Origin of the sequence: Streptomyces fodineus (genome assembly GCF_001735805.1) — a bacterium.
Taxonomy (GTDB): Bacteria; Actinomycetota; Actinomycetes; order Streptomycetales; family Streptomycetaceae; genus Streptomyces; species Streptomyces fodineus.
This window is the reverse complement of sequence record NZ_CP017248.1, coordinates 7013763-7036469: the sequence shown is the minus strand read 5'-3', so window position 1 is coordinate 7036469 and position 22707 is coordinate 7013763. Positions and strand designations below refer to the sequence as shown.

Sequence of the window (22707 nt, the reverse complement as noted above, 5' to 3'; positions counted from 1 at the left end):
GCCGGGCGGACCGGCTCCGCGGCCCCGGCGTGCCCGCGGTCTCCGGCGGCTCGGGAACCTGCGGTGCCCCTGGCGTGTCCAGTGCCTGTGGGGTCCGTGGGGGCTGTGGTGTCCCCAACGGGCCAGGTCTTCCCGGCAGCTGCGTCTCGGGGATCCCCGAGGTCACCGGGGTCTGCGGGGTCCCGCAGGTCTCCCGCGTCTCATGGGTCTCAGGCATCTCACGGGTTTCAGGCGTATCAGCTGTCTCGGGCGTATCAGCTGTCTCGGGCGTATCAGCCGTCTCGGGCGTCTGCGAGGGCCTGAGAGTCTGCGGCGCTTCCGATGTCCTGAGGGTCTCCCGGGTCTCCGGCGCCCGCAGAGTCTGCGGTGTCTCGCGATGTCTCTCGGGCAGCGGTCGTATGGACCGTATGGGTCGGCTGCGTCCGATGGGTCGTATGGGGCTTCTCAGGAGTCCGGCGAGTCCCGAGAGTCTTCGGAGCCCCGAGAGTCTTCGGGGCCCCGGCGCCGGCCGGTCCCGGGAGGGCTCTGGTGTCCCATCCGTCCCGGGCATCCCCGATGTCCGCGGGGTCCCGGGCGTCTCCAGTGTTCTTCGGGCGACGTGCATGATCCCACTGTCGGGCGGCCGGCTCGTGCCCGCGATGTGCGCTCTGCCACCTGGCGGAACCATCGTCCCGGTCCGGGACGTTTCTGGGGGTACACACATACGAGGTCCGGTGCGCCGTGCGGTGGCCGGTCCCGTGTGCGGGTGACTGATCACCGGGCCCGTCCCGTCCGTACTGAGGGGTCCGAGAGAAAGGCGGCTCCGTGGACCTGCTCGACCTGGTGCTTGTGCTGGTGATCCTCGTCTACGCGGCGTCCGGATACCGGCGTGGGCTGGTGGCCGGCTGCGTCTCGCTGGCCGGGTTCGTCGGCGGTGCCGTCGTCGGCGTATGGGTGCTGCCCTGGGTGACCGGCCTGGTCGAGCGGGGCACGGCACAGGCGACGGCGCTCGCGGTGGTGACGGTGCTGGTGCCGGCGGTGCTGGGGCACGAACTGGTGGGCCGGCTGGCCCTGCGGCTGCGCGGCGAGCTGGACCAGGGCCCGCTGCGGGTGCTGGACGGGCTGGGGGGCGCGGCGGCGAACTCGGTCGCGGTGCTGATCGTGGCCTGGGTGGCGGCGAGCGTGCTGGGCGCGGCCCCGACGCAGACGCTGAACACCGCGATACGGAACTCGACGCTGCTGGGCGCGGTGCAGGACGCGATGCCGGACACCACGCCCGCGTGGTTCTCGCGGGCCACGTCGGCGCTGACCGAGGCGGGTTTCCCGCAGGTCTTCAACCCGTTCGAGAACGAGTCGACGGCCCGGGTGGCCCGGCCCTCCGGCGACAGTGTCACCCCGGCCGCGACGAGCGCCGCGAAGCTGAGCACGGTGAAGATCGAGGGCGTCTCGGGCAACGAGGGCCGGGAGGGCAGCGGTTTCGTCTACGCCGCACAGCACGTGATGACCAACGCGCACGTGGTGGCGGGCATCGGCCACCCGAGCGTGCGGGTGGGCGGGGTCGGGCGGTCGTACGGGGCCCGGGTGGTGCTCTTCGACCCCGACCGGGACGTGGCGGTGCTGTATGTGCCCGCGCTGCGCGCCCCGGTGCTGCGCTTCGACACGACCGCGGTGCGCGGCGACGCGGCGGTGGTCGCCGGCTATCCGCAGGACGGCGGCCTGAACCTGCAGGCGGCGACGGTGGCGAGCCGGGTGCAGGCGACCGGGCAGAACATCTACAACGACGGCGCGGTCACCCGGGACATCTACTCGATCCGCTCCACGGTCCGGCCGGGCAACTCCGGCGGTCCGCTGCTCACCACGGACGGCAAGGTGTTCGGGGTGGTCTTCGCGCGCTCCACCTCGGACGCCGAGACGGGCTATGCGCTGACGGCGGACGAGGTGGCGGGCGACGCACAGCGCGCGGCCTTGGCGACGGTGCGGGTGGACACGGGCCAGCTGGTCAGCTCGTGACGGTCACAGGCGCCGGCCCATGAGCACGTCGTCGACGTAGGCGCCGTCGATGAGGAACTCCTCCGGCTGTACTCCCTCGACGGCGAACCCCTCGGACTCGTACAGCGCGCGGGCCGGGGCGTTGTGCCCGAGCACGCGCAGGGTGAGGCGCCGCGCACCGCGCCCGCGCGCCTCCTCGACGGCGGCCCGGATCAGCGCGCGCCCCACGCCCTGCCCGCGCGCCTCGTCGGCCACGGCGATGCCCTGGATCTGCAGCACGTGCGCGTTGGAGGCGAGCCGGGTCGGACGGGCGATGCGGATGTAGCCGACGACCCGCCCGGCGGCCTCGGCGACCAGGTAGTCCTCCGGGAGGTGGCGCTCGTCGAAGAACGGTCCCTGCGGCAGGGGCGCGACGGCGTGCAGGGTGGACCAGGTGGCCCGGTCGAGGGTGGCCAGCTCCTCTTCGTCGTCGGCCACGGCGACGCGTATGTACGGCTCAGGCATGACGATCACCCTACGACGGGCGGCCGGAGCAGCTCACGGGGTTTTCGCGCGGGCATGCTGGGGCCATGAAACGTATGCGAATCGCCGTGGCCGGCGCGTCCGGGCTCATCGGCAGCGCCCTGGTGCGGTCCCTGACCGCGGACGGGCACGAGGTCGTCCGACTGGTACGCCGGGCCGTCGCGAGCCCGGGCGAGGTCTGCTGGGACCCCGAGGGGCAGTACGTCGACGCGGCCGGGCTGACCGGCTGTGCCGCGGTGGTCAATCTGGCCGGGGCCGGGATCGGCGACCGGCGCTGGACGCCGTCGTACAAGCGGCTGCTGCGGGACAGCCGGGTGCTGGGCACGGCCGCGCTGGCGGAGGCGGTGGCCGCGCTGCCCGAGCCGCCGCGGGTCTTCGTCAGCGGCAGCGCGATCGGCATCTACGGCGACACCGGCGACCGGGCGGTGGACGAGGCGGCGCCGCCGGGCGACGGCTTCCTGCCCTCGCTGTGCGTGGAGTGGGAGGAGGCGGCGGCGCCCGCGCAGGAGGCGGGCGTGCGGACGGTGTTCCCGCGCACGGGGCTGGTGGTGGCCCGCGGCGGCGGGGCCTGGGGGCGGCTGTTCCCGCTGTTCCGGGCGGGGCTCGGGGGGCGGCTGGGCGACGGGCGGCAGTACTGGTCGTACATCGCGCTGCACGACGAGGTCGCCGCGATCCGGCATCTGATCGACGACGACGCCCTGTCCGGGCCGTTCAACCTGACCGCCCCGCAGCCGCTGACGAACCGTGAGATCACGGCGGCGATGGCCCGCGTGCTGCACCGCCCGGCCCCGTTCGCGGTCCCGGCGCCGGTCCTGCGGGCCGCGCTGGGCGAGCTGGCCGGGGATGTGCTGGGCAGTCAACGGGTGGTGCCCAAGCGGCTGTTGGAGTCGGGGTTCACATTCGCGTTCCCGGGGATCGACGACGCCATCCGGGCGGCCTGACGTACCCAAGGGATGCCCTGCGACTGTGCTGCGGCCTCTTGTGACCGTATGCGACCTCCATGCGACCATGCCCTGTTGATGCGCGACTGTTTGTGACTGGTCACAGACCTAACCTCGACCCGAACTCGGGTATCTCTGGAGCCAGTTGGGGGCATGACGTCTCCACCGGCCGCGCAACCACAGGAGGGGCCTCGTGCTTGAGCCCGCGTACCAGGTGGACGTCGTCATCGTGGGAGCCGGAATCGCCGGACTCTCGGCGGCTCATCGGCTCACCAGCGCAGGAGTAACGACCGCAGTCCTGGAGGCCGCCCATTGCGTCGGCGGCCGCATGTCGACGGAGAAGGTCGACGGCTTCCGGCTCGACCGCATCGGACAGCTGCTGTCCACGTCCTACCCCGAACTACGCACCACCCCGGGCCTGGACCCCCTGGTCCTGCGCACCTTCGCGCCCGGAGTCCTGCTGCACCGCGACGGACGCACCCAGCGCGCGGGCGCACCGGGGACCGGAGGGAGCGCAAGGGGCGCACTCCATGTGGTGCGCGCCCTCGCGAGCTCCCCCAGGGGACCGGCGGCCACCCCCGGCCGGATCGGCGCGCCGGTGGGCGGCGCGGTCGACCAGGCCCGGCTCGGCGCCGCCCTGGGCCGGATCGCCGCCACCCCCGTCGAGCGCATCCTGGCCCGCCCCGAGATGCCCGCCGGCCAGGCCCTCGCCCAGCGCGGGTTGCCGGCGCGCACGATCGACGGCTTCCTGCGCCCCCTGCTCGCCACGCTGCTGTGCGACCCCGGGCTGACCACCTCCAGCCGGTGCGCCGACCTCGCGCTGCGCGCCTTCGCCGGCGGGCGGCTGTGCGTGCCGGAGGGCGGCGCGGACGTGCTGCCGGAGCTGCTGGCGCGGACGCTGCCACCCGGCACCGTGCACACCGGGGTACGGGTCACCTCGGTGTCCACGACCTCGGTGGCCACCGCCGAGCACGGCGAGATCCGCTGCCGGGCGGTACTGCTGGCGACGGACGCGCGGGCCGCGGCGGAGCTGCTGCCGGGCCTGAGGGTGCCTGACTTCCACCCCGTGACCGTGGTCCACCACACCACCGACGACCCGTCGGCGGCCTTCACGACGGGCACCTCGCTGCTGCTGGACGCCGACCGCGGCGGCCCGGTGGCCCACACGGCCGTGCTGAGCAACGTGGACCCGAGCCGGGCCCCGGCCGGCCGGGTACTGATCTCCTCGACGGTGCTCGGCTCTCCGCCCGAGGGCGTCGACACCGCGGTCCGCATCCACCTCTCCCGCATCTACGGCACCTCGACGCGCCGCTGGGAGACGCTGGCGGTGCACCACACCCCGGAGGCGGTCCCGGCCATGCGCCCACCCCACGACCTGCGCCGCCCGGTCCGCCTGCTGGCCGGCCTGTACGTCTGCGGCGACCACCGCGACACCAGCACGCTCCAGGGCGCCCTGCACTCCGCCCACCGGGCCACGGCGGCGATCCTGGCCGACCTGGGCGCGGCGGGCTCGATGCACCGCGCGGATCCGGCGCCCACTCTGCCGAGGGCGGCATAAGCGCTCCGCACGGCGAGTGGCTACCCCAACGCCGCCACCTTCTCCCGGTATCCCCGCACCGGTGCCGCGTCCCGGTACGGCTCCAGCCGGCGCTCGAAGTCCCGCACGTACTCGACCGCGCGAGCGGACCGCATCTCCGCCGCCTGCCCGGCGGCCTCCGCGGCCAGCACGCACGCCTGGTCGAGTTCGCCGAGGCCGAGACGGGCCGTGGCGAGGACGACACGGCAGAAGAGGCGGCTGCGGGCGAAGGAGGGGGCGCGGAGCTGGAGGGAGCGTTCGGCGTGCTGGGCGGCCGCCCGGAACTGCTGCAGATCCCGGTGGCAGTGCCCGAACTCGTCGGCGAGCTGGGCCTCGTCGAAGAACTTGGCCCAGTACGGCACGTCGTCCCCGGGCCGGGCCGCCTCCAGGGCGCGCTCGGCCCGCACGAGCGCCGCCGTGCACGCCCGTACCTCGCCGAGCACGCCGTGCGCCCTCGCCTCGGAGGCGTGCAGCAGCGCCTGCACCACCGGAGGCCCGCCGGTCCCCATGCCCTGCTGGGCGACCCGGGCCAGCTGTACGGCCTCCCTGCCATGGCCGAGATAGACGGCCTGGCGGCTCATGGTGACCAGCACGTAGGAGCCGTACGCCCGGTCGCCGGCCGCCTGGGCGAGCCGCAGGGACTGCACGAAGTAGCGCTGGGCGAGTCCGTGGGCGGCGATGTCGTACGACGTCCAGCCGGCGAGCCGGGTCAGGTCGGCCGCGGCGCCGAACAGCCGGCGGCCGGTCTGCTCGTCGTAGCTGCCGCGGAGCATCGGCTCGCACTCGTGCTCCAGATAGCGCACCAGGGCCTGCCGGGCGTGGCCGCCGCCGTACCGGTCGTCGAGGGTGCGGAACAGCTCGCCGACCGAGCGCAGTGCGTTGATGTCGCCGCCGGTGACCTTGTGGCCGGGGGCGCGCTCGGCGTGCCCGCGCGCCCGGGGCGGCACCGGCAGCACCGGCCGGGCCTGGGGTTTGACCACGGCCGGGCGGCTCTGCGGGGGCACCCGGGGGGCCGGTTCGCGGGCCACCTTGTCGTCGGGCTTGCCGATCAGCCAGTCCCGGCTGGGCACCACGAGTCCCGCCGGGGTGAACGCGATCTTGCGCAGTTCGGCGTGGCTGCCGGAGTCCTTGCGCCAGAGCCCGCCGACGATGTCGACGGCCTCTTCCGGGGTGGCCGCGAACTCCAGCCCGGCGTACACCGGCGCGCACGCGTCCAGGCCGAGATCCTGGGCCGTGAGCCGACGGCCGAGCCGCCGCGTGAACACCTCGGCGATCAGGGCGGGGGTCGTACCGCGCGGCTGCTGTCCGCGCAGCCAGCGGGTGACCGAGGTCTTGTCGTATCTGAGGTCCAGCCCGTGCTCCAGGCCGAGCTGGTCGACGCGACGGGCCAGACCCGCGTTGGAGAACCCCGCTTCTGCGATGAGCGCGGCGAGCTGGCGGTTGGGGGTGCGCTGCGCGGGTCGGTCCGTCATCTGCGGTGCGGTCTCCTGCCTTCGGGCCTCTGAAGTGCCCGGTTTGCCGTTGAGCAGCCCTTATGGCCACGCGAACGGCGCGAATGTAGCGGAGAGTGAACAGGTGATCACATCCTTCGTCACGTATTCATCCGATCGTGTGAGAAACGCCCGCAGGGCTGACGTACGCCGGTCGGACGTACAGTGGCGTGGGCGCGTTACGTGCCTGACACACCGGTCGCTGAGGGAGGCGCTTGCCGTGAGTGAGTTGCGGTTCGTCCGTATGGGGTTCGGTGCGGATGCCGTCGAGTACCAGGAGGCCTGGGACGAGCAGCGCCGGGTGCACGCGGCCCGGTTCGCCGACGAGGTCCCGGACACCGTGATCCTCCTGGAGCACCCCCCGGTGTATACGGCCGGCCGCCGCACCGAGGACAGCGAGCGCCCGCTGGACGGCACCCCGGTCATCGACGTGGACCGCGGCGGCAAGATCACCTGGCACGGCCCGGGCCAGCTGGTGGGTTACCCGATCCAGAAGCTCCCGCGCCCGGTGGACGTGGTCGCGCACGTACGGCGGCTGGAGGAGGCGCTCATCCGCACCTGCGCCGAGTTCGGCCTGGAGACCACCCGGGTCGAGGGCCGCAGCGGGGTGTGGGTGCTCGGCGACCCGGTCGAGCAGCGGCCCTCGCTCGGCGGCCTGTCGCTGGACTTCGACCCGCGCCTGACCGACGAGGAGTTCGACCCGCGCCTCAACGGCCCCGAGTACGCCCCCTCCAACGCGGGCCAGCGGCGCGAGGACCGCAAGATCGCCCAGATCGGCATCCGGGTCGCCAAGGGCGTCACCATGCACGGCTTCTCCTTCAACGTGAACCCCGACATGAAGTGGTTCGACCGGATCATCCCGTGCGGCATCCGGGACGCGGGGGTCGCCTCCCTCGCGGGCGAGCTGGGCCGGGAGGTCACGATCGAGGAGGTCCTGCCGGTGGTCGAGAAGCACCTGAAGGACATTCTGGAGAGCGCGGAGCCGAAGCCGCGGGTGATCGAGAAGGCGTCCGCCTGAGCCGCCCTGTCACGGGGGAATGCGCCCTGCGACCGTGAGGTTGATCTCACCGGCAGGGCGCAAGGTGCACGGGCGTACCCTGGTGTACGCCGAGGAATCAAAGCTTAGGGAGCCGGTCGTGTCCGCAGTCGCACCCGACGGACGCAAGATGCTGCGCCTGGAGGTCCGCAACAGCCAGACCCCCATCGAGCGCAAGCCCGAGTGGATCAAGACCCGGGCGAAAATGGGCCCCGAGTACACGAAGATGCAGAACCTCGTGAAGAGCGAGGGCCTGCACACGGTCTGCCAGGAAGCCGGCTGCCCGAACATCTACGAGTGCTGGGAGGACCGCGAGGCGACCTTCCTCATCGGCGGCGACCAGTGCACCCGGCGCTGCGACTTCTGCCAGATCGACACCGGCAAGCCCGAGGCGCTGGACCGCGACGAGCCGCGCCGCGTCGGCGAGTCCGTGGTGACGATGGACCTGAACTACGCCACCATCACCGGCGTCGCCCGCGACGACCTTCAGGACGGCGGCGCCTGGCTGTACGCCGAGACCGTGCGCCAGATCCACCAGCAGACGGCGGACCGGGAGGGCGGGCGTACCAAGGTCGAGCTCCTCGCCCCCGACTTCAACGCCGTCCCGGAGCAGCTGGCCGAGGTCTTCTCCGCCCGCCCCGAGGTCTTCGCGCACAACGTCGAGACGGTCCCGCGGATCTTCAAGCGGATCCGCCCCGGCTTCCGCTACGAGCGCTCCCTGAAGGTCATCACCGAGGCCCGCGACTTCGGCCTGGTGACCAAGTCCAACCTGATCCTCGGCATGGGCGAGACCCGCGAGGAGGTCAGCGAGGCGCTGCGGCAGCTGCACGACGCCGGCTGCGAGCTCGTCACCATCACCCAGTACCTGCGCCCCTCCGTCCGGCACCACCCCGTGGAGCGCTGGGTGAAGCCGCAGGAGTTCGTGGAGCTGAAGGAGGAGGCCGAGCAGATCGGCTTCTCCGGTGTGATGTCGGGTCCGCTGGTGCGGTCGTCGTACCGGGCCGGGCGCCTGTACCGGATGGCCGTCGAACAGCGTCGGTCAGCCGCTCCGCAGGGGGGCGGGTCGTACATCGCGGCCCAGGCTGTGTGAATTCACGCACAAGCACTTACTGGCCAGTAATGGCCGAGCCGACGCGGTCCTGACCGTCCTCGCTGATGAGGGCGGGCATCAGGGCCGCGTCAGTGTTTCAGCACTCTGTATCAAGGCTTCATTGGTGTTTGACCGGTCGGACACGCCCTGGTAACACCAATCAGTGACTCTGTTATCACGCCTCGTACATCACCCGATCCGAGGGGGGACCTCGATCATGCAGGCCGCGCCCGTACGCGCCACCGCCATCCCGTCCTTCACCGACGCCCTCCGTGCCGTCGAGTCCCTGCTCATGAGCGGCGGTCAGCGCACCGCCCGGCGCAACGCGTGGACCTCCGTGCTGGAGGACCGCCGGCGAGCCAAGGACCGGGTCGAGGCGCAGCGCGTCCTGGAGCAGGCCGCCGACCGCTCCTGATCCCTTCCGCGCCGCTTCCCCGGCGCCTTCCTCCCGGGCACTGCCGTCGTCCGCACTCCCGGGGCCACGTAGACTTCGTGACATGGCGAGGAAGGAAACCGCGGCGGACGCCGCGAACGCAGGGCGACTGAAACAGATCGCTCTCACGTACAAGATGACCCGCAAGGCCGACAAGAAGATCGGTCTTGTACTCGGGGGCGTCGGCATCGGCACCCTCGCTGTCTTCCTCGCGATCGGCTTTGTGCTCGGTCACCCCGTCTACCTGGGCATCTTCGGCCTGCTGATCGCCGTGCTGGCGACGGCGATCGTGTTCGGCCGCCGGGCCGAGCGCGCCGCCTTCGGCCAGATGGAGGGCCAGCCGGGCGCCGCGGCCGCCGTGCTGGACAACATCGGCCGGGGCTGGACGACGACCCCGGCGGTGGCGATGAACCGCAGCCAGGACGTCGTGCACCGGGCGGTCGGAAAGGCCGGCATCGTGCTGGTCGCCGAGGGCAACCCGAACCGGGTGAAGAGCCTGCTGGCCGCCGAGAAGAAGAAGATGAACCGCGTCGTCGCGGACGTCCCCGTGCACGACGTGATCGTCGGCAACGGCGAGGGCCTGGTCGAGCTGAAGAAGCTGCGCACGACCATGCTGAAGCTCCCGCGCGTGCTCACCGGCCCCCAGGTGACGGCCACCAACGACCGGCTGCGGGCCATGGGCGACCTGATGAGCAACATGCCGCTGCCGAAGGGCCCCATGCCCAAGGGCATGCGGATGCCGAAGGGCCGCTGAGCCCCCTGCCGGCGAGCCCTGGTCAGTTCAGCGTCCGGAACCGCCGCTCGCAGTAGACCACCGGGGCTCCCTCGCCCAGCCGCACTCCCGTTACCCGGCCGATCAGGATCGTGTGATCCCCGGCCGGGTAACGCGCGTATGCGGCACAGTCCAGCTGTACGGGGGCCTGCTGCACCGCCGGCAGCCCCGCGGGGCTCGGCTGCAGCAGGGCGTCGGAGAACTTGTCCGCGCCCTTGGTGGCGAACAGCAGGGCCAGCGGCTGGTGCTCGGGGGCGAGCACGCTCACCGCGAAGTGATCACACCGCGCGAAGACCGCCGCCGAGTCGGCCGCGTCCGCGAGACACACCAGGACCAGCGGGGGCTCCAGGGAGACGGAACAGAAGGAGCTGGCCGTGAAACCGCGCGGGGTGCCGTCCTCGCAGCGGGCGGTCACCACCACCACGCCCGACGGAAAGCGGGCCATGGCGTCCCGGAACTCCTCGGGCGTCACCTCGGCCGCCATCACATCCTGAGCATCGGTCATACGGCGACGATGCCGCCGGCGGTGTGGCCGGGCAACCGGATGGCGGCATCTGGACCATTGCCGGCAGCCGGCAGCGGTCAGATCCGGACCTCCACGGTCTTCGCCAGCCGGTCGTGCAGGCCGCGGCCGTCACGGTCCCAGACGAGGGGCGGCAGCGCGAGGAACAGCAGTACCGTACGCAGGAGCGCCCGCAGCGGACTCACCCGACCCGTCTCCAGGGCGACCACCCGGAGCCCGAAGAGCCGCTTGCCCGGGGTGAAGCCGACCGTACCGAGGGTGAGGGTCATCAGCACGAAGAGAATGACCGGCGCCCAGACCTGGGCCGCGTTGTTATAGCTGTTCGCGATCAGACCGTATGCGATCAAGAGGCAGAGCCCCCAGTCCACGGCGAGCGCGCCGAGCCGCCGTCCCGGGCGGGCGATCGAGTTCGGCCCTTCCTGCGGGAGACCCAGCTGCTCGCCCCGGTAGCCGAAGTCGGCACCGGCCTCTTCCATGGCCGCGCGGGGCCCGGAGAGCCACGATCCGAGTGCTTGCCTGTTGTCCACCCGTCCACGGTACTGCGCCCGGATTCGCACACTGTGCCGAGGGGTGTGTCGGGGCTACGGTGGACACGTGGCCGGTTAACTTCTGCGAAACAAATGGGTCACACCCGAGAAATCACCCGTCCCTAGGGTCGAGACCACCGTGTGCCACCGCACTGGCCGCACGAACGATCTACCACCCCGGCGAGGACGGTCGGGAGTAGGAGGAGCTGGATGTTCCAGAACGCCGACGAGGCCAAGAAGTTCATCGCGGACGAGGACGTCAAGTTCGTCGACGTCCGTTTCTGCGACCTGCCGGGCGTCATGCAGCACTTCACGGTGCCCGTTGAGGCGTTCGACCCGGACGAGGAGCTGGCCTTCGACGGATCGTCGATCCGCGGCTTCCAGGCCATCCACGAGTCCGACATGGCGCTGCGTGCCGACCTGTCCACCGCCCGTGTGGACCCGTTCCGCCGGGACAAGACGCTCAACATCAACTTCTTCATCCACGACCCGATCACGGGCGAGCAGTACTCCCGTGACCCGCGCAACGTGGCGAAGAAGGCCGAGGCCTACCTCGCGTCGACCGGTATCGCGGACACCGCGTACTTCGGTCCCGAGGCCGAGTTCTACGTCTTCGACAGCGTCCGTTTCGCCACCTCGGCGAACGAGTCCTTCTACCACATCGACTCCGAGGCGGGCGCCTGGAACACCGGTGCCCTCGAGGACAACCGTGGTTACAAGGTCCGCTACAAGGGCGGCTACTTCCCGGTCCCGCCGGTCGACCACTTCGCCGACCTGCGCGCCGAGATCTCCCTGGAGCTGGAGGCGGCCGGTCTGAAGGTCGAGCGCCAGCACCACGAGGTGGGCACCGCCGGCCAGGCCGAGATCAACTACAAGTTCAACACCCTGCTGGCCGCCGCCGACGACCTGCAGCTGTTCAAGTACATCGTGAAGAACGTGGCCTGGCGCAACGGCAAGACCGCGACCTTCATGCCGAAGCCGATCTTCGGTGACAACGGCTCGGGCATGCACGTGCACCAGTCGCTGTGGGCCAACGGCGACCCGCTGTTCTACGACGAGGCCGGTTACGCGGGCCTGTCGGACACCGCCCGCTACTACATCGGCGGCATCCTCAAGCACGCCCCGTCGCTGCTGGCCTTCACCAACCCGACGGTGAACTCCTACCACCGTCTGGTGCCGGGCTTCGAGGCGCCGATCAACCTGGTGTACTCGCAGCGCAACCGCTCCGCGGCCATGCGTATCCCGATCACGGGCTCCAACCCGAAGGCCAAGCGCGTCGAGTTCCGCGCGCCCGACTCCTCCGGCAACCCGTACCTGGCCTTCTCCGCCCTGCTGCTGGCGGGCCTGGACGGCATCAAGAACAAGATCGAGCCGGCCGAGCCGATCGACAAGGACCTGTACGAGTTGGCTCCCGAGGAGCACGCGAACGTCGCCCAGGTCCCGACCTCGCTGCCGGCCGTCCTCGACTCGCTCGAGGCCGACCACGAGTTCCTCCTCCAGGGCGACGTCTTCACGCCGGACCTGATCGAGACGTGGATCGACTTCAAGCGCACCAACGAGATCGCGCCGCTGCAGCTGCGTCCGCACCCGCACGAGTTCGAGCTGTACTTCGACGTGTGATATCTCCCCAGGTCAGAGCGGCCTTCCGCTCCCCTGGGCCGTCCGTGGGCCGTCGGCCGGCTCTCCCAGCACGGGAGAGCCGGCCGACGGCTTTTCGGCTCCTGCTTCCGGGCCGGCTCAGGCTGCGTCGCCCTGTCGCCCTTGGAATGCCTGATCGATGGCTTGGCGGGCTCGATCCACGGCGGAATCAAGGAGAACTTGCAGGTCGCGAGGGCTGGGCGGAGCCCGCTGTATAGGGGCCGGGCCGGTCTCCGGGCTGACCAGGGCGGCCGGCAGGGTGGAGTCGTGGGTTTCAGCGAGGCAGGCTTGGTGCATGACGTGGCTCTCGCGCTCGCCCCCGGTGCCAGGCACAGGCGGTCGTAACCGGCTCCTCTTCACGCTGCTGCAGTCTGTGCCCTATCTGATCGCGCTGGCCGTGCTGGTCATCGAGCTCACGCCTGCGCACTTCATCTACACCGGACCCTTCCTCACCGCGGTTCCGGCACTGGCGGCAGTGACGTTGGGGCCCAGGGGCACTACCGCGGCGGCGGCCCTGGCGCTGGCGATCAGCGTGACCACCGCGACCTACAACGGGGCGTGGGGCACCCTGCAGGTCTACAGCAACTTCCTGGCTCTGGCCTTGGTCTCCGTGGCTGGTTTCATCACCAGTCGCGCGATGCAGGAGCGCAGGCAGAGAGAGCTCGACCAGATCCGCCGCATCGCCGTGGCGGCCCAGGAAGTCGTGCTGCGGCCCGTGCCCGCGCGCATGGGGCCGCTGCTGGCAGGCAGCCTGTGCCTCGCGGCCGGGACCGGGGCACGGGTGGGCGGTGATCTGTATGAGGCAGTGCAGACGCGGTACGGGGTCCGGATGATCGTCGGGGACGTCAGGGGCAAGGGGCTGTCCGCGGTGCGAGCCGTCGCGGTGGCACTGGGGGCGTTCCGGGAAGCTGTGCACTATGAGGACGACCTGGTGGAGGTCATGAACCGCTGCGCGGCTGCGCTGCGACGGGAAGTCGCCGTCCCGGGTGCATATGGTCAGGAGGTTCTGCTGGAAGGGTTCACCACGGCGCTCATCGCGCAGGTGCCGGCCGACCCCGTGGTGCAGTTGGTCAACCGTGGACATCCACCACCGCTGCTGCTGCACCAGGGCAGGGCTACACCACTCATGCCGAGTTTGCCGTCGCCGCCCCTCGGCCTCGAGGACCTCATCTCCGACCTCCCCGAGAAGCCTGAGAGCTATGCGTTCCACCCCGGTGACCGCCTGCTGCTGTACACCGACGGTGTGATCGAGGCCCGCAACCCCGACAACGAATTCTTCGCTCTGCCGGAGGCCATGGAGGGGATAGGCGTCGGCCCGAGCCCACCGGAATTCCTGGAGCAACTGCGCCAGGCGTTGATCCGTCACACCGGCGGCGACTTGGCGGACGATGTGGCGATGATCCTGGCTGACCGGTTCGACGGCACAGCCGGATCACCTTCCGGTGGGGCGGACGTGGGGTGACCGTCGTGGTCGGCTGGGAAGCCGCAGCTTGACGGTCGAAGGAGCAACAGTGCCCGTCGGCCGGCCGAGGTGACCGCCCCAGGTCATCACTTCTTCGACGTGTGACAGACGGTCCCTGCGGACCGCACAGGCCCCTCGGCTCAGCCGGGGGGCCTTCCTCATGCCCGGTCCGTGTGCCGGAAGCGGCCGCGGTACTCCGTCGGCGTCGTGTCCAGCTGCCGGCGGAAGGCCCGGATCAGGGTGTCGACCGTGTTGAACCCGCAGGCGGAGGCCACCCGGTCGAGGGTGTCGTCCGTGGTCTCCAGCCGGCCCCGGGCCGCCTCCACGCGGGCGGACTCGATGTACGACGCGGGGGTCGTCCCCAGTTCCGTCCTGAACAGCCGGGTCAGCTGGCGCTCGCTGACGTGGGCCTGTGCGGCGAGGTCGGCGACCGTGAGGCGTCCGGTGGCGTTCCGGTCGACGTAGCGGCGCAGGTCGTCCATGCGCCGGGTGGTGGAGACCGGCTCGATCGGGACGCTGAACTGGCTCTGCCCGCCGGGCCGCTTCAGATACATCACCAGCTGCCGGGCGACGCGCAGCGCGACGGCCTCGCCGAAGTCCTCGGCGACGAGGGCGAGCGACAGGTCGAGGCAGGCGGTGATGCCCGCACCCGTCCACACCTTGCCGTCGCGGATGAAGATCGGGTCGGCGTCGACCCGTACGGCCGGGTGCTCGTCGGCCAGCTGCCGCGCGGTGGACCAGTGGGTCGTGGCGCGCCTGCCGTCGAGCAGTCCGGCGGCGGCGAGCAGATGCGCCCCCACGCAGACGGAGGCGACGCGCCGGGCCCGTCCGGCGAGCGTGCGCACCCAGCGGACCACGCCCTCGTCGCTCAGGGCGCGCACCCGGCGCCGGTCGTCGACCTCGACCGCGCCGGGGACCAGGAGGGTGTCGATGGGGCGCCGGGCGGCCTCGGCGAAGGTGAGGTCGGGCAGGACGCGCACCCCGGCCGAGGTGGTGACGGGGTCCATGGTCTCGGCGGCCAGCACGACCTCGCAGCCGCTCGCGTCGTCCGTCTCCCGGCGCAGCAGCGCGAACACCTCGGGCGGGCCGGTGACGTCGAGCAGATCGACGCCGTCGAAGAGAAGGACGACGACAACCCGCTCCACGCCACTCACCGATGCCCCCGCTTCCGGCCCCGCCCGATGTCCGAATCTGCAAGTTACACGACATTGCCGCCACGTCGACGCCGCTCATAGCGTGATGACCATGACCTCGACGACTCTGCGTGACCTCAGCGGCTTCGATCAGACCCCGGCCTCGCCGGCCGACGCGACCCTGATCCTCATCGACTACCAGAACACCTACACCCGGGGTGTCATGGAACTGGCGGGCTGGCAGTCCGCGCTGGACGCCGGCGCCGAACTGCTGGCCCGGGCGCGGAGCGCGGGCGCGCCGGTCGTCCACGTCGTCAACGACGGCGGCCCGGGCACGCCGTACGACATCCGTCAGGACATCGGCCGTATCCACCCGAGGGTGGCACCCGCCGAGGGCGAGGCGGTGGTCGTCAAGCGGGTGCCGAACGCCTTCCACGACACGGACCTGGCCGCGCACCTGGACGCCGCCGGGCACAAGGACGTGATCATCGCCGGCTTCATGACCCACATGTGCGTCGTCTTCACCGCCGCGGGCGCCTTCCTGCGCGGCAACCGGCCCACGGTCGTCGCCGACGCCTGCGCGACCCGGCCGCTGCGCACCGCGGTCGCCGGGGTGTCCGCCGAACACCTCCAGCACAGCGCCCTCGCGACGATCGAGGACCTGTACGGCATCGTCGTACCGTCGGCCGCGTCGCTCGGCTGAATCCGTGCGCCCCCGGCCCGGCCGGGGGCAACCTTTCCCGCTTCCCAGGCTTCCTACTCTCGGGGGATCATCCCTCCTGACCCTGCCGGACGAGAGAGGTTGAACGGGGATGTCGGAACAGGACGACTGGGAGCGGGAGTTCGATCACCGGTGGGCCAATTCCGCCGAGCACAAGGAGCCCTCGGCGCGGGCCCGGATGCTCGCCGCGCGCTGGAGGGAGAACCCGCCGGACCCGGCGCCCTTCCGCGCGGACCCCGGCCCGGTGCCGCGCCGGACGTCGTGGGGGTCGACGGCCGTGGTCTTCGGCTGTGTGATCGCGGTCATGGTGCTGATCGGGCTGCTGCAGTTCGGCTCGACGTACTAGGGCGGGTCGTAGCCGGAGGACGGGGACGCTCGGCGACGGCCGGCCGACCGACAGGTACGTTTTGCTGCTCCTAGGGTCGTTCCGGACCACTTCATGGGAGTCGGCAGGTGCACACTGGACAGCGGGACGAGTGCCTGACTGCGGGGTGATGCAAGATGCAGAGCCGCTTCCGGAGCGACCGACGGCTGACCGTGCGCATGGGTCTGACGATGTTCCTGCTCGGTCTGCTGTACGTGGGCTTCGTCGCAGCGCTGATCGCGCTGCTGAAGTCCTGGGTGCTGGTCGTCGTGGTGGTCGGGGCGATGTTCGTGGCGCAGTTCTGGTTCTCCGACCGGATCGCCATGTTCGCGATGCACGGCCGGGTCGTGGAGCGCGAGGAGTATCCCGAGCTGCACGCGGTGGTCGACCGGCTGTGCGGACTCGCCGACATGCCCAAGCCGGTGGTCGCGGTGTCCGAGATGGACATGCCGAACGCGTTCGCGACCGGCCGGAATCCCGACCACGCGGTGGTCTGCGTGACCACGGGGCTGCTACGGCGGCTGGAGCCGGCCGAGCTGGAGGGCGTGCTGGCGCACGAGCTGTCGCACGTGGCGCACAAGGACGTCGCCGTGATCACGGTCGCGTCCTTCCTCGGTGTGCTGGCGGGCCTGATCGTGCGGTTCGCGTTCTACTCGCAGGTCTTCGGCGGCGGCCGCAGGGACCAGAACACCGCGGCCGTGTTCGCCGCGATCATGGGCGTCTCCGCGGCCGTGTACGCGATCAGCTTCCTGCTGATCCGGGCGCTGTCCCGGTACCGGGAGCTGGCGGCCGACCGGGCGGCGGCGCACCTGACCGGGCGCCCGTCGGCGCTGGCGTCGGCGCTCACCAAGGTCTCCGGGGACATCGCCCGGATCCCGACCAAGGACCTGCGCACGGCCCAGGCCTTCAACGCCTTCTACTTCACCCCCGCGACCGGCAAGGAGCCCGGCATCGAGCGGATCTTCTCCACGCACCCGACCCTGGAGCAGCGGCTGGAGCAGCTGGGCCGGATCTCGGCCGAGCTGGGCGAGGCCGCGACGCCGGGGAAGGCGGGCTGAACACATGGCACTGCGAAAGGCGGGCTGAGCCTTGGGGCTGCTGGACATCCTGCTGGGCCGTACGAAACCGGTCGCGCCCGATCTCGACCAGCTCTTCGCGCTGCCCTCGGCGGCCGTGACCCTTGAGGCCGCGGCCGGTTTCACCCCGACCGGGACCGGCGCGGTGTGCTTCGCCACCGTGGAGGGCGCGGCGTTCGAGCAGACGCACCGGGAGGTGCAGGCCCTGCTGGACGCGGACACCGACCGCAGCGGTCCGCCGGTGGAACTGCACCGGGACGACTACGGCTACTCCTGGCTGGTCTCCGCGCGCGCCCCCGCGCAGTTGCCGGAGCTGGTCAACGATCTGCACGCGGTGAACAGCGCGATGGAGGTCAACGGCTTCGGTCCGCAGCTGCTGTGCTCGCTGGCGGGCTTCACGGCCGACGACGGCCGCAGGCTGGCGCTGGTCTACCTCTACAAGCGGGGCACCTTCTACCCCTTCGCCCCGCTGCCCGGTGCCACCGAGCGGCGGGACAACGCGCTGGAACTCCAGGTGAAGGCGGCGCTCGCGAACGACCTGCGGATCGAGCAGGACCTGAGCCGCTGGTTCCCGGTGTGGGGCGCCCCCGGTCTGTGACCGGGGACGCCGTGGCTCACCTGCTCTTCTCGCGTTCCTGCCGGCGGGTCTCGAAGGGACGCTCGCGGCGGTAACGCCGCTCCCACCTGGCCTGCCGGTCCCGGCGCTCGCGGTACGCGCGGTAGCTCTCCGGCGGGGGCGGGGTGCCCGAGCCGGCGGGTGGTGGCGTGCCGGGGGAACCACGTCCGTGCGTCGCGTACAGATACAGCAGCGCGACGGCGGCGAGCCACCACAGATGGTTTCCGATTCCGAGGATCACCAGGACGACGGTCCCGGTCGCGATGATGCCACGCATGACGGACCTCCTCCGTGGGGTGAGGGTGGCTGGGGTGGAGTGTGTCGGCTTCGTGCCGTTTGTTCAGCGTAGGGAGACCGCCGGGGCGGTCGCATCCCGTTTTCCGCTCGCCGCGGGGCCGTTGTGAGTGCATGACCCCATGAGTGGAGGGGAGGCCGGACGGTCACCGATCTCGTCCGCGCAAACGTGCGCCGGGTGTCCCGCGGATGTGCGGGGCACCCGGCGTCGCGGGCAGGTGTCAGCGGCTGTAGCGCATGAACGCCCGGACCATGTGGCAGGTCGTGTCGGACGGCGGGCGCATGCCGATCTCCTCCGCCTTGCTGCGGATCTTCTCGTCGCGCGCCTGGGCCGGGAAGTAGATCCCCGAGTCGAGCAGGGCTATCGCGAGGCGCATGGCCTTCAGGCGGCGGTTGTGGGTGACGTACCACTCGCGCGGCCGTCCGGCCGGCAACGGCCGCTTCACCACGGGCTCGTAGGGCGAGTCGAACAGCACGGGACGCTGGACGGTGGACTGGGTGGGCAACGGCTTCGGCTTCAGGGCGGCAGCGGGCACGGGCATCCTCCTGTCGCGGTCAGGGCACCGACCGGACAGTCCGGCGATGCCCTCGAACACTGCTTCCAGTCTACTGCCGGGCACTGACAATCGAAGGACCGCCGGCACACCCAAAGCCCCAGGTGGGACACGGAATTGTCACTGCGTCACACAAGGTCCGCACGATGCGCGTGAGACGACCGGAATTCGAACAGCGCGCCGTGGGCCGCCTGGTGGATCAGCGGCCGAGCGCGCTCAGTACGGCGTCCGCCATGGCGCGTTCCCCGGTGGCGTACGGATGGAGCGGCAGCGTCGGCGAGGTCGGGAACAGCCCCGAGATCCAGGGTGCGGAGGAACAACCGTCGTCTCGGCGGCGCTGCATGCGCTGCGCCTGGTCCCGCCCGGTGCCGACTACCGTGTGCCGCATGGAAATCTGGATCAATCCGGCATGCTCGAAGTGCCGTAGCGCGATCAGTCTGCTCGATGCCGAGGGGGCCGACTACACCGTCCGCCGCTATCTGGAGGACGTGCCGAGCGAGGACGAGATCAGGGCCGTACTCGACCGGCTGGGCCTGGAGCCGTGGGACATCACCCGCACCCAGGAGGCCGAGGCCAAGGAGCTGGGACTCAAGGAGTGGGCGCGGGACGCGGATGCACGGCAGCGGTGGATCGCCGCGCTCGCCGGGCATCCCAGGCTCATCCAGCGGCCGATCATCACCGCCGACGACGGAACGGCCCTGGTGGCCCGCTCCGAGGAGGCGGTACGAGACGCCCTCGCGCACAGCAAGAGCTGAGCTCCCACTCAACTCGGCTGTGACACAGGCCACTTCACCGACTCCCGCAACGGCTGAGTAACCCCGTTCGGTATCTCGTACATAGCGGCGTACGCTCCCCTACCTCTTCAGGAGGCGCGCATGTCGCGCAGGAGAACTCTCGGTACGAAGAAGAAGATCGCGCTGCTCGTCAGTGCCGCGGCGGTGGCGGGCGGCGGGGCCTTCGCGCTGGCCACGACGTCCAACGCCGCCCAGCCGGCGACGAACGCGAAGACGCTGTCCGCCGCGGACTCGACCGTGTGCCAGGGGCTGGCCACGGCCCACGGCAACAACGACAAGTTCATCGCGGACCAGAAGGCCCATCCGGACGCGCAGTCGGCGGCCAGGATCGCCAACCGTGAGGCGGTCATCAAGCAGATCGAGGTCCAGCAGAAGGCGGCCGGCTGCACGGTTGGGGAGTCGGCTCAGGGCTCCCAGACCGGACAGCAGGCGCAGAACGGCCAGCAGGGGGCCGGTCAGCAGGCCGGGCAGCAGGGAGCCGGGCAGCAGGCCGGCCAGCAGGGAGCCGGTCAGCAGAGCGCGCAGCCCTCGCAGTCCGCAGCCGCGGGGAACAACGGCGGTGGCGCCGCCGCGGCCTCGGGGCAGCAGGTCTGCAAGGGCTCGACGGTGACGCTCTCCGGCGAGGCCGGCGCCCCGGCCGCGTCCAGCAGCCAGTTCCCCTCGGGTACGACCCTTAAGGTCACCAACCTGGACAACAACAAGTCCACGACGGTCAAGGTCACCTCCGTCTCGGGAAGCTGCGTACTGCTCAACAACGCGGCCTTCGAACAGGTCCGGGAGCCCGGCAAGTTCCTCATCCGCCATGCCCTGATCGAGAAGGTGGGGTGAGGTTCAGGGACCGCACAGGAAGTCGGTGAGGTGGCGGGTCAGGGCGGCGGGTGCCGCTTGCGGCAGCGCGTGGTGCGAGACGTCCGGCAGTACGGCGGTCTCGACGCGCGGCAGCAGCTCCGCCGCCCGGGCCATCACCTGCTGGTGGTCGTGGGTCCTGCTGTTCGCGGCCACGAGCAGCAGGACCCGGGTGTCCAGGGCCCGCAGCGCCTGCGGTGCCGGGCGCGGGCCGGTCACCGGCTTCGCGGCCGGGAAACCCGCGGCCGCCTCCTGGAGTGCGAGCCAGTCCGGGTCCAGGGCCGCTCCCCCGGTCTCCCACTCCAGGAAGGCGCGCACCCGGCGGGTTGAGGGCCGCAGCAGCATCGGCAGGGCGTGGAGCAGGTACGCCGCCTTGTACCCGGCGAAGCACCGGGTCGGGTCCAGGAGGAACAGGCGGCGTATCCGGGCCGGGGCGTGCAGGGCGTAGTGCAGGGCGATCCAGGCGCCGTAGGAGTGGCCGCCCAGGTCGGCCGAGTCGGCGCCCAGTGCGTCCAGGAGGGCGTCCAGCCAGGCCGTCAGGTCGGCGACCGTGCGGGGGTGGCGGTCGCCGACCGGCACGCTCAGGCCCGGGGCGCCGATCAGGTCGACCCCGTAGACCCGGCGGACCGAGCCCAGTTCCGCGGCCTGGGCGTACCAGGAGGCCGAGGTCGCTCCGCCGCCGCCCGGCAGCAGGAGCAGCGGGGGCGCGTCCCGGGGGCCGCAGGCGTTGACGCGGGTGTCGCCGAGGGGCGTGGCGATCGTCAGCGCCTCCCGGTCGGCGGGCCATTTCGCCAGCACCTTGTCGTATGCGTTCCCAAAGGGGCTGCTATGCACATCCGGTGAAGTCCACTGCGGTACGGTATCGCCCCCGAAGCGGGGCGGGGCAGTGTTTGAGCGGAGGGCGTCCATACCCGGTCCACCGGCGCCTCACAAGGTGATCCGCAGCACAGAACCACCAGGTAACACGGGGTTCACATACGGGCAACGGCCGGGAAATGGCCTGTTGACAGGCTGCGCGGCAGATCGACGCGGCGCCCCGGTGCCGTAGCGCCGCAGCAACCCGCAGCACCCGCACCGAGTGCGCCCGACCACCCCCGAAGGAAGTGGCCCCGTGACCTTCAAGGCCGAGTACATCTGGATCGACGGTACCTCGCCGACGGCCAAGCTCCGTTCGAAGACGAAGATCATCACGGGTGTCCCGGCCGGTCTCGACGCGCTGCCGATCTGGGGCTTCGACGGCTCCTCCACCAACCAGGCCGAGGGCCACGCCTCCGACCGGGTGCTCAAGCCGGTCTTCACCTGCCCGGACCCGATCCGCGGCGGCGACGACATCCTGGTGCTGTGCGAGGTCCTCAACACGGACATGACCCCGCACGCCTCCAACACCCGTGCCGCACTGGCCGAGGTCGCCGAGCGGTTCGCCGCGCAGGAGCCGATCTTCGGCATCGAGCAGGAGTACACCTTCTTCGACGGCGCCCGTCCGCTCGGTTTCCCCGAGGGCGGCTTCCCGGCCCCGCAGGGCGGCTACTACTGCGGCGTCGGCGCCGACGAGATCTTCGGCCGTGACATCGTCGAGGCCCACCTGGACAACTGCCTGAAGGCGGGTCTCGCGATCTCCGGCATCAACGCCGAGGTCATGCCCGGCCAGTGGGAGTTCCAGGTCGGCCCGGTCTCCCCGCTGGAGGTCTCCGACCACCTGTGGGTGGCCCGCTGGCTGCTGTACCGCACCGCCGAGGACTTCGGCATCTCCGCGACCCTGGACCCGAAGCCGGTCAAGGGCGACTGGAACGGCGCGGGCGCGCACACCAACTTCTCCACCAAGGCCATGCGCGAGGGCTACGACGCGATCATCACCGCGTGCGAGTCGCTCGGCGAGGGCTCCAAGCCGCTGGACCACGTCAAGAACTACGGCGCCGGCATCGACGAGCGCCTGACGGGTCTGCACGAGACCGCCCCGTGGGACAAGTTCTCCTACGGCGTCTCCGACCGCGGTGCCTCGGTCCGTATCCCGTGGCAGGTCGAGAAGGACGGCAAGGGCTACATCGAGGACCGCCGCCCGAACGCCAACGTCGACCCGTACGTGGTGACCCGCCTGCTGGTGGACACCTGCTGCGCCGCGCTGGAGAAGGCCGGCCAGGTCTGATCCCCCCGCTTCCGGAAGGGGCGTCCGCCGTCACGGCGGGCGCCCCTTCTCAGTGTGCGAACTCGGTGTCCGAGGAGTGAGAGAAGACTCCTGTTACCGGTCCGTGTCTGCTTCAATGGGACCATGGCCAGGTTCCAGAGGTGCAGCGCGACGGGTCGCCATGACCTCGAGCCCTTCTGGCCTTCCCG

General features: G+C 71.1%; 25 protein-coding genes. 16 read left to right on the top strand and 9 right to left on the bottom strand.

Features of this window, described 5'->3' with window-relative positions; translation table 11 throughout:
* The first annotated feature begins 804 nt into the window (after nucleotides 1-804).
* Nucleotides 805-1989: a MarP family serine protease gene (locus BFF78_RS30240; protein WP_069781309.1), complete on the top strand. Its 1185-nt coding sequence runs from the start codon at nucleotides 805-807 to the stop codon at nucleotides 1987-1989.
* 3 nt (nucleotides 1990-1992) lie between these two features.
* Here the strand turns inward: BFF78_RS30240 and BFF78_RS30235 are convergent, their stop codons facing one another.
* Complete coding sequence (locus BFF78_RS30235; protein ID WP_193433570.1) at nucleotides 1993-2472, bottom strand: GNAT family N-acetyltransferase; 480 nt, start codon at nucleotides 2470-2472, stop codon at nucleotides 1993-1995.
* 65 nt (nucleotides 2473-2537) lie between these two features.
* Between BFF78_RS30235 and BFF78_RS30230 the strand changes: the two genes are divergently transcribed.
* Both BFF78_RS30230 and BFF78_RS30225 read left to right on the top strand, forming a co-directional pair.
* Nucleotides 2538-3431, top strand: coding sequence for a TIGR01777 family oxidoreductase (locus BFF78_RS30230; RefSeq protein ID WP_069781307.1), 894 nt, complete (start codon nucleotides 2538-2540; stop codon nucleotides 3429-3431).
* A gap of 193 nt (nucleotides 3432-3624) precedes the next feature.
* Complete coding sequence (locus BFF78_RS30225) at nucleotides 3625-4989, top strand: NAD(P)/FAD-dependent oxidoreductase (protein WP_069781306.1); 1365 nt, start codon at nucleotides 3625-3627, stop codon at nucleotides 4987-4989.
* Between the two features lie 20 nt (nucleotides 4990-5009).
* Here the strand turns inward: BFF78_RS30225 and BFF78_RS30220 are convergent, their stop codons facing one another.
* A complete protein-coding gene (locus BFF78_RS30220; RefSeq protein ID WP_069781305.1) occupies nucleotides 5010-6479 on the bottom strand; it encodes a regulator in 1470 nt (489 codons plus the stop codon).
* A gap of 238 nt (nucleotides 6480-6717) precedes the next feature.
* On the opposite strand from BFF78_RS30220, the gene lipB reads away from it, so the two are divergent.
* The 4 genes from lipB (at nucleotide 6718) to BFF78_RS30200 (ending at nucleotide 9810) form a co-directional block, all read left to right on the top strand.
* The gene (lipB, locus tag BFF78_RS30215; protein WP_069781304.1) at nucleotides 6718-7515 is read left to right on the top strand and encodes a lipoyl(octanoyl) transferase LipB; all 798 of its coding nucleotides are present in this window, start codon (nucleotides 6718-6720) and stop codon (nucleotides 7513-7515) included.
* A 118-nt stretch (nucleotides 7516-7633) separates the two neighbouring features.
* Nucleotides 7634-8623: a lipoyl synthase gene (gene lipA, locus BFF78_RS30210; RefSeq protein ID WP_069781303.1), complete on the top strand. Its 990-nt coding sequence runs from the start codon at nucleotides 7634-7636 to the stop codon at nucleotides 8621-8623.
* 217 nt (nucleotides 8624-8840) lie between these two features.
* Complete coding sequence (locus tag BFF78_RS30205; protein ID WP_069781302.1) at nucleotides 8841-9038, top strand: SCO2195 family GlnR-regulated protein; 198 nt, start codon at nucleotides 8841-8843, stop codon at nucleotides 9036-9038.
* An 82-nt stretch (nucleotides 9039-9120) separates the two neighbouring features.
* Nucleotides 9121-9810, top strand: a complete 690-nt coding sequence (locus BFF78_RS30200; protein WP_069781301.1) for a DUF4191 domain-containing protein — start codon at nucleotides 9121-9123, stop codon at nucleotides 9808-9810.
* Nucleotides 9811-9832: 22 nt separating this feature from the next.
* Here the strand turns inward: BFF78_RS30200 and BFF78_RS30195 are convergent, their stop codons facing one another.
* Nucleotides 9833-10333, bottom strand: a complete 501-nt coding sequence (locus tag BFF78_RS30195) for a flavin reductase family protein (RefSeq protein ID WP_079161539.1) — start codon at nucleotides 10331-10333, stop codon at nucleotides 9833-9835.
* A gap of 77 nt (nucleotides 10334-10410) precedes the next feature.
* Nucleotides 10411-10878 carry an RDD family protein gene (locus BFF78_RS30190; RefSeq protein ID WP_069781299.1) on the bottom strand — a complete coding sequence of 156 codons (468 nt, stop codon included), beginning with the start codon at nucleotides 10876-10878 and terminating at the stop codon, nucleotides 10411-10413.
* A 210-nt stretch (nucleotides 10879-11088) separates the two neighbouring features.
* Here BFF78_RS30190 and glnA point away from each other — a divergent pair, with 210 nt between their 5' ends.
* Complete coding sequence (glnA, locus tag BFF78_RS30185) at nucleotides 11089-12498, top strand: type I glutamate--ammonia ligase (protein WP_069781298.1); 1410 nt, start codon at nucleotides 11089-11091, stop codon at nucleotides 12496-12498.
* A 313-nt stretch (nucleotides 12499-12811) separates the two neighbouring features.
* Complete coding sequence (locus BFF78_RS30180) at nucleotides 12812-13978, top strand: PP2C family protein-serine/threonine phosphatase (RefSeq protein ID WP_079161538.1); 1167 nt, start codon at nucleotides 12812-12814, stop codon at nucleotides 13976-13978.
* A gap of 158 nt (nucleotides 13979-14136) precedes the next feature.
* Here the strand turns inward: BFF78_RS30180 and BFF78_RS30175 are convergent, their stop codons facing one another.
* On the bottom strand, nucleotides 14137-15132 hold the full coding sequence (locus tag BFF78_RS30175) for a GlxA family transcriptional regulator (protein ID WP_069781297.1): 996 nt from the start codon (nucleotides 15130-15132) through the stop codon (nucleotides 14137-14139).
* 91 nt (nucleotides 15133-15223) lie between these two features.
* Here BFF78_RS30175 and BFF78_RS30170 point away from each other — a divergent pair, with 91 nt between their 5' ends.
* The 4 genes from BFF78_RS30170 (at nucleotide 15224) to pspAB (ending at nucleotide 17870) form a co-directional block, all read left to right on the top strand.
* Nucleotides 15224-15814 (top strand): cysteine hydrolase family protein, encoded by a 591-nt coding sequence (locus BFF78_RS30170; RefSeq protein ID WP_069783904.1) that lies wholly within the window; start codon nucleotides 15224-15226, stop codon nucleotides 15812-15814.
* A gap of 109 nt (nucleotides 15815-15923) precedes the next feature.
* Nucleotides 15924-16178 (top strand): SCO2583/SCO2584 N-terminal domain-containing protein, encoded by a 255-nt coding sequence (locus BFF78_RS30165; RefSeq protein WP_069781296.1) that lies wholly within the window; start codon nucleotides 15924-15926, stop codon nucleotides 16176-16178.
* A gap of 155 nt (nucleotides 16179-16333) precedes the next feature.
* On the top strand, nucleotides 16334-17254 hold the full coding sequence (gene htpX / locus BFF78_RS30160; protein WP_069781295.1) for a zinc metalloprotease HtpX: 921 nt from the start codon (nucleotides 16334-16336) through the stop codon (nucleotides 17252-17254).
* A 31-nt stretch (nucleotides 17255-17285) separates the two neighbouring features.
* Complete coding sequence (gene pspAB / locus BFF78_RS30155) at nucleotides 17286-17870, top strand: PspA-associated protein PspAB (protein WP_069781294.1); 585 nt, start codon at nucleotides 17286-17288, stop codon at nucleotides 17868-17870.
* Nucleotides 17871-17886: 16 nt separating this feature from the next.
* On the opposite strand, the gene BFF78_RS30150 is transcribed toward pspAB, so the two are convergent.
* The 3 genes from BFF78_RS30150 to BFF78_RS30140 all read right to left on the bottom strand — a co-directional run bounded on the left by BFF78_RS30150 (nucleotide 17887) and on the right by BFF78_RS30140 (nucleotide 19124).
* The gene (locus tag BFF78_RS30150; protein WP_069781293.1) at nucleotides 17887-18165 is read right to left on the bottom strand and encodes a hypothetical protein; all 279 of its coding nucleotides are present in this window, start codon (nucleotides 18163-18165) and stop codon (nucleotides 17887-17889) included.
* 238 nt (nucleotides 18166-18403) lie between these two features.
* Complete coding sequence (locus tag BFF78_RS30145; protein WP_069781292.1) at nucleotides 18404-18718, bottom strand: hypothetical protein; 315 nt, start codon at nucleotides 18716-18718, stop codon at nucleotides 18404-18406.
* Nucleotides 18719-18935: 217 nt separating this feature from the next.
* Nucleotides 18936-19124 carry a hypothetical protein gene (locus tag BFF78_RS30140; RefSeq protein WP_069781291.1) on the bottom strand — a complete coding sequence of 63 codons (189 nt, stop codon included), beginning with the start codon at nucleotides 19122-19124 and terminating at the stop codon, nucleotides 18936-18938.
* Between BFF78_RS30140 and BFF78_RS30135 the strand changes: the two genes are divergently transcribed.
* Nucleotides 19123-19491, top strand: coding sequence for an arsenate reductase family protein (locus tag BFF78_RS30135; protein ID WP_069781290.1), 369 nt, complete (start codon nucleotides 19123-19125; stop codon nucleotides 19489-19491). The genes BFF78_RS30140 and BFF78_RS30135 overlap by 2 nt on opposite strands.
* Nucleotides 19492-19611: 120 nt before the next feature.
* Nucleotides 19612-20358: an RlpA-like double-psi beta-barrel domain-containing protein gene (locus BFF78_RS30130; RefSeq protein WP_069781289.1), complete on the top strand. Its 747-nt coding sequence runs from the start codon at nucleotides 19612-19614 to the stop codon at nucleotides 20356-20358.
* 3 nt (nucleotides 20359-20361) lie between these two features.
* Here BFF78_RS30130 and BFF78_RS30125 read toward each other — a convergent pair whose 3' ends face one another.
* The gene (locus BFF78_RS30125) at nucleotides 20362-21210 is read right to left on the bottom strand and encodes an alpha/beta fold hydrolase (protein ID WP_069781288.1); all 849 of its coding nucleotides are present in this window, start codon (nucleotides 21208-21210) and stop codon (nucleotides 20362-20364) included.
* Between the two features lie 277 nt (nucleotides 21211-21487).
* Here BFF78_RS30125 and glnII point away from each other — a divergent pair, with 277 nt between their 5' ends.
* Nucleotides 21488-22519 carry a glutamine synthetase gene (glnII, locus tag BFF78_RS30120; protein WP_069781287.1) on the top strand — a complete coding sequence of 344 codons (1032 nt, stop codon included), beginning with the start codon at nucleotides 21488-21490 and terminating at the stop codon, nucleotides 22517-22519.
* Nucleotides 22520-22707: the final 188 nt, after the last annotated feature.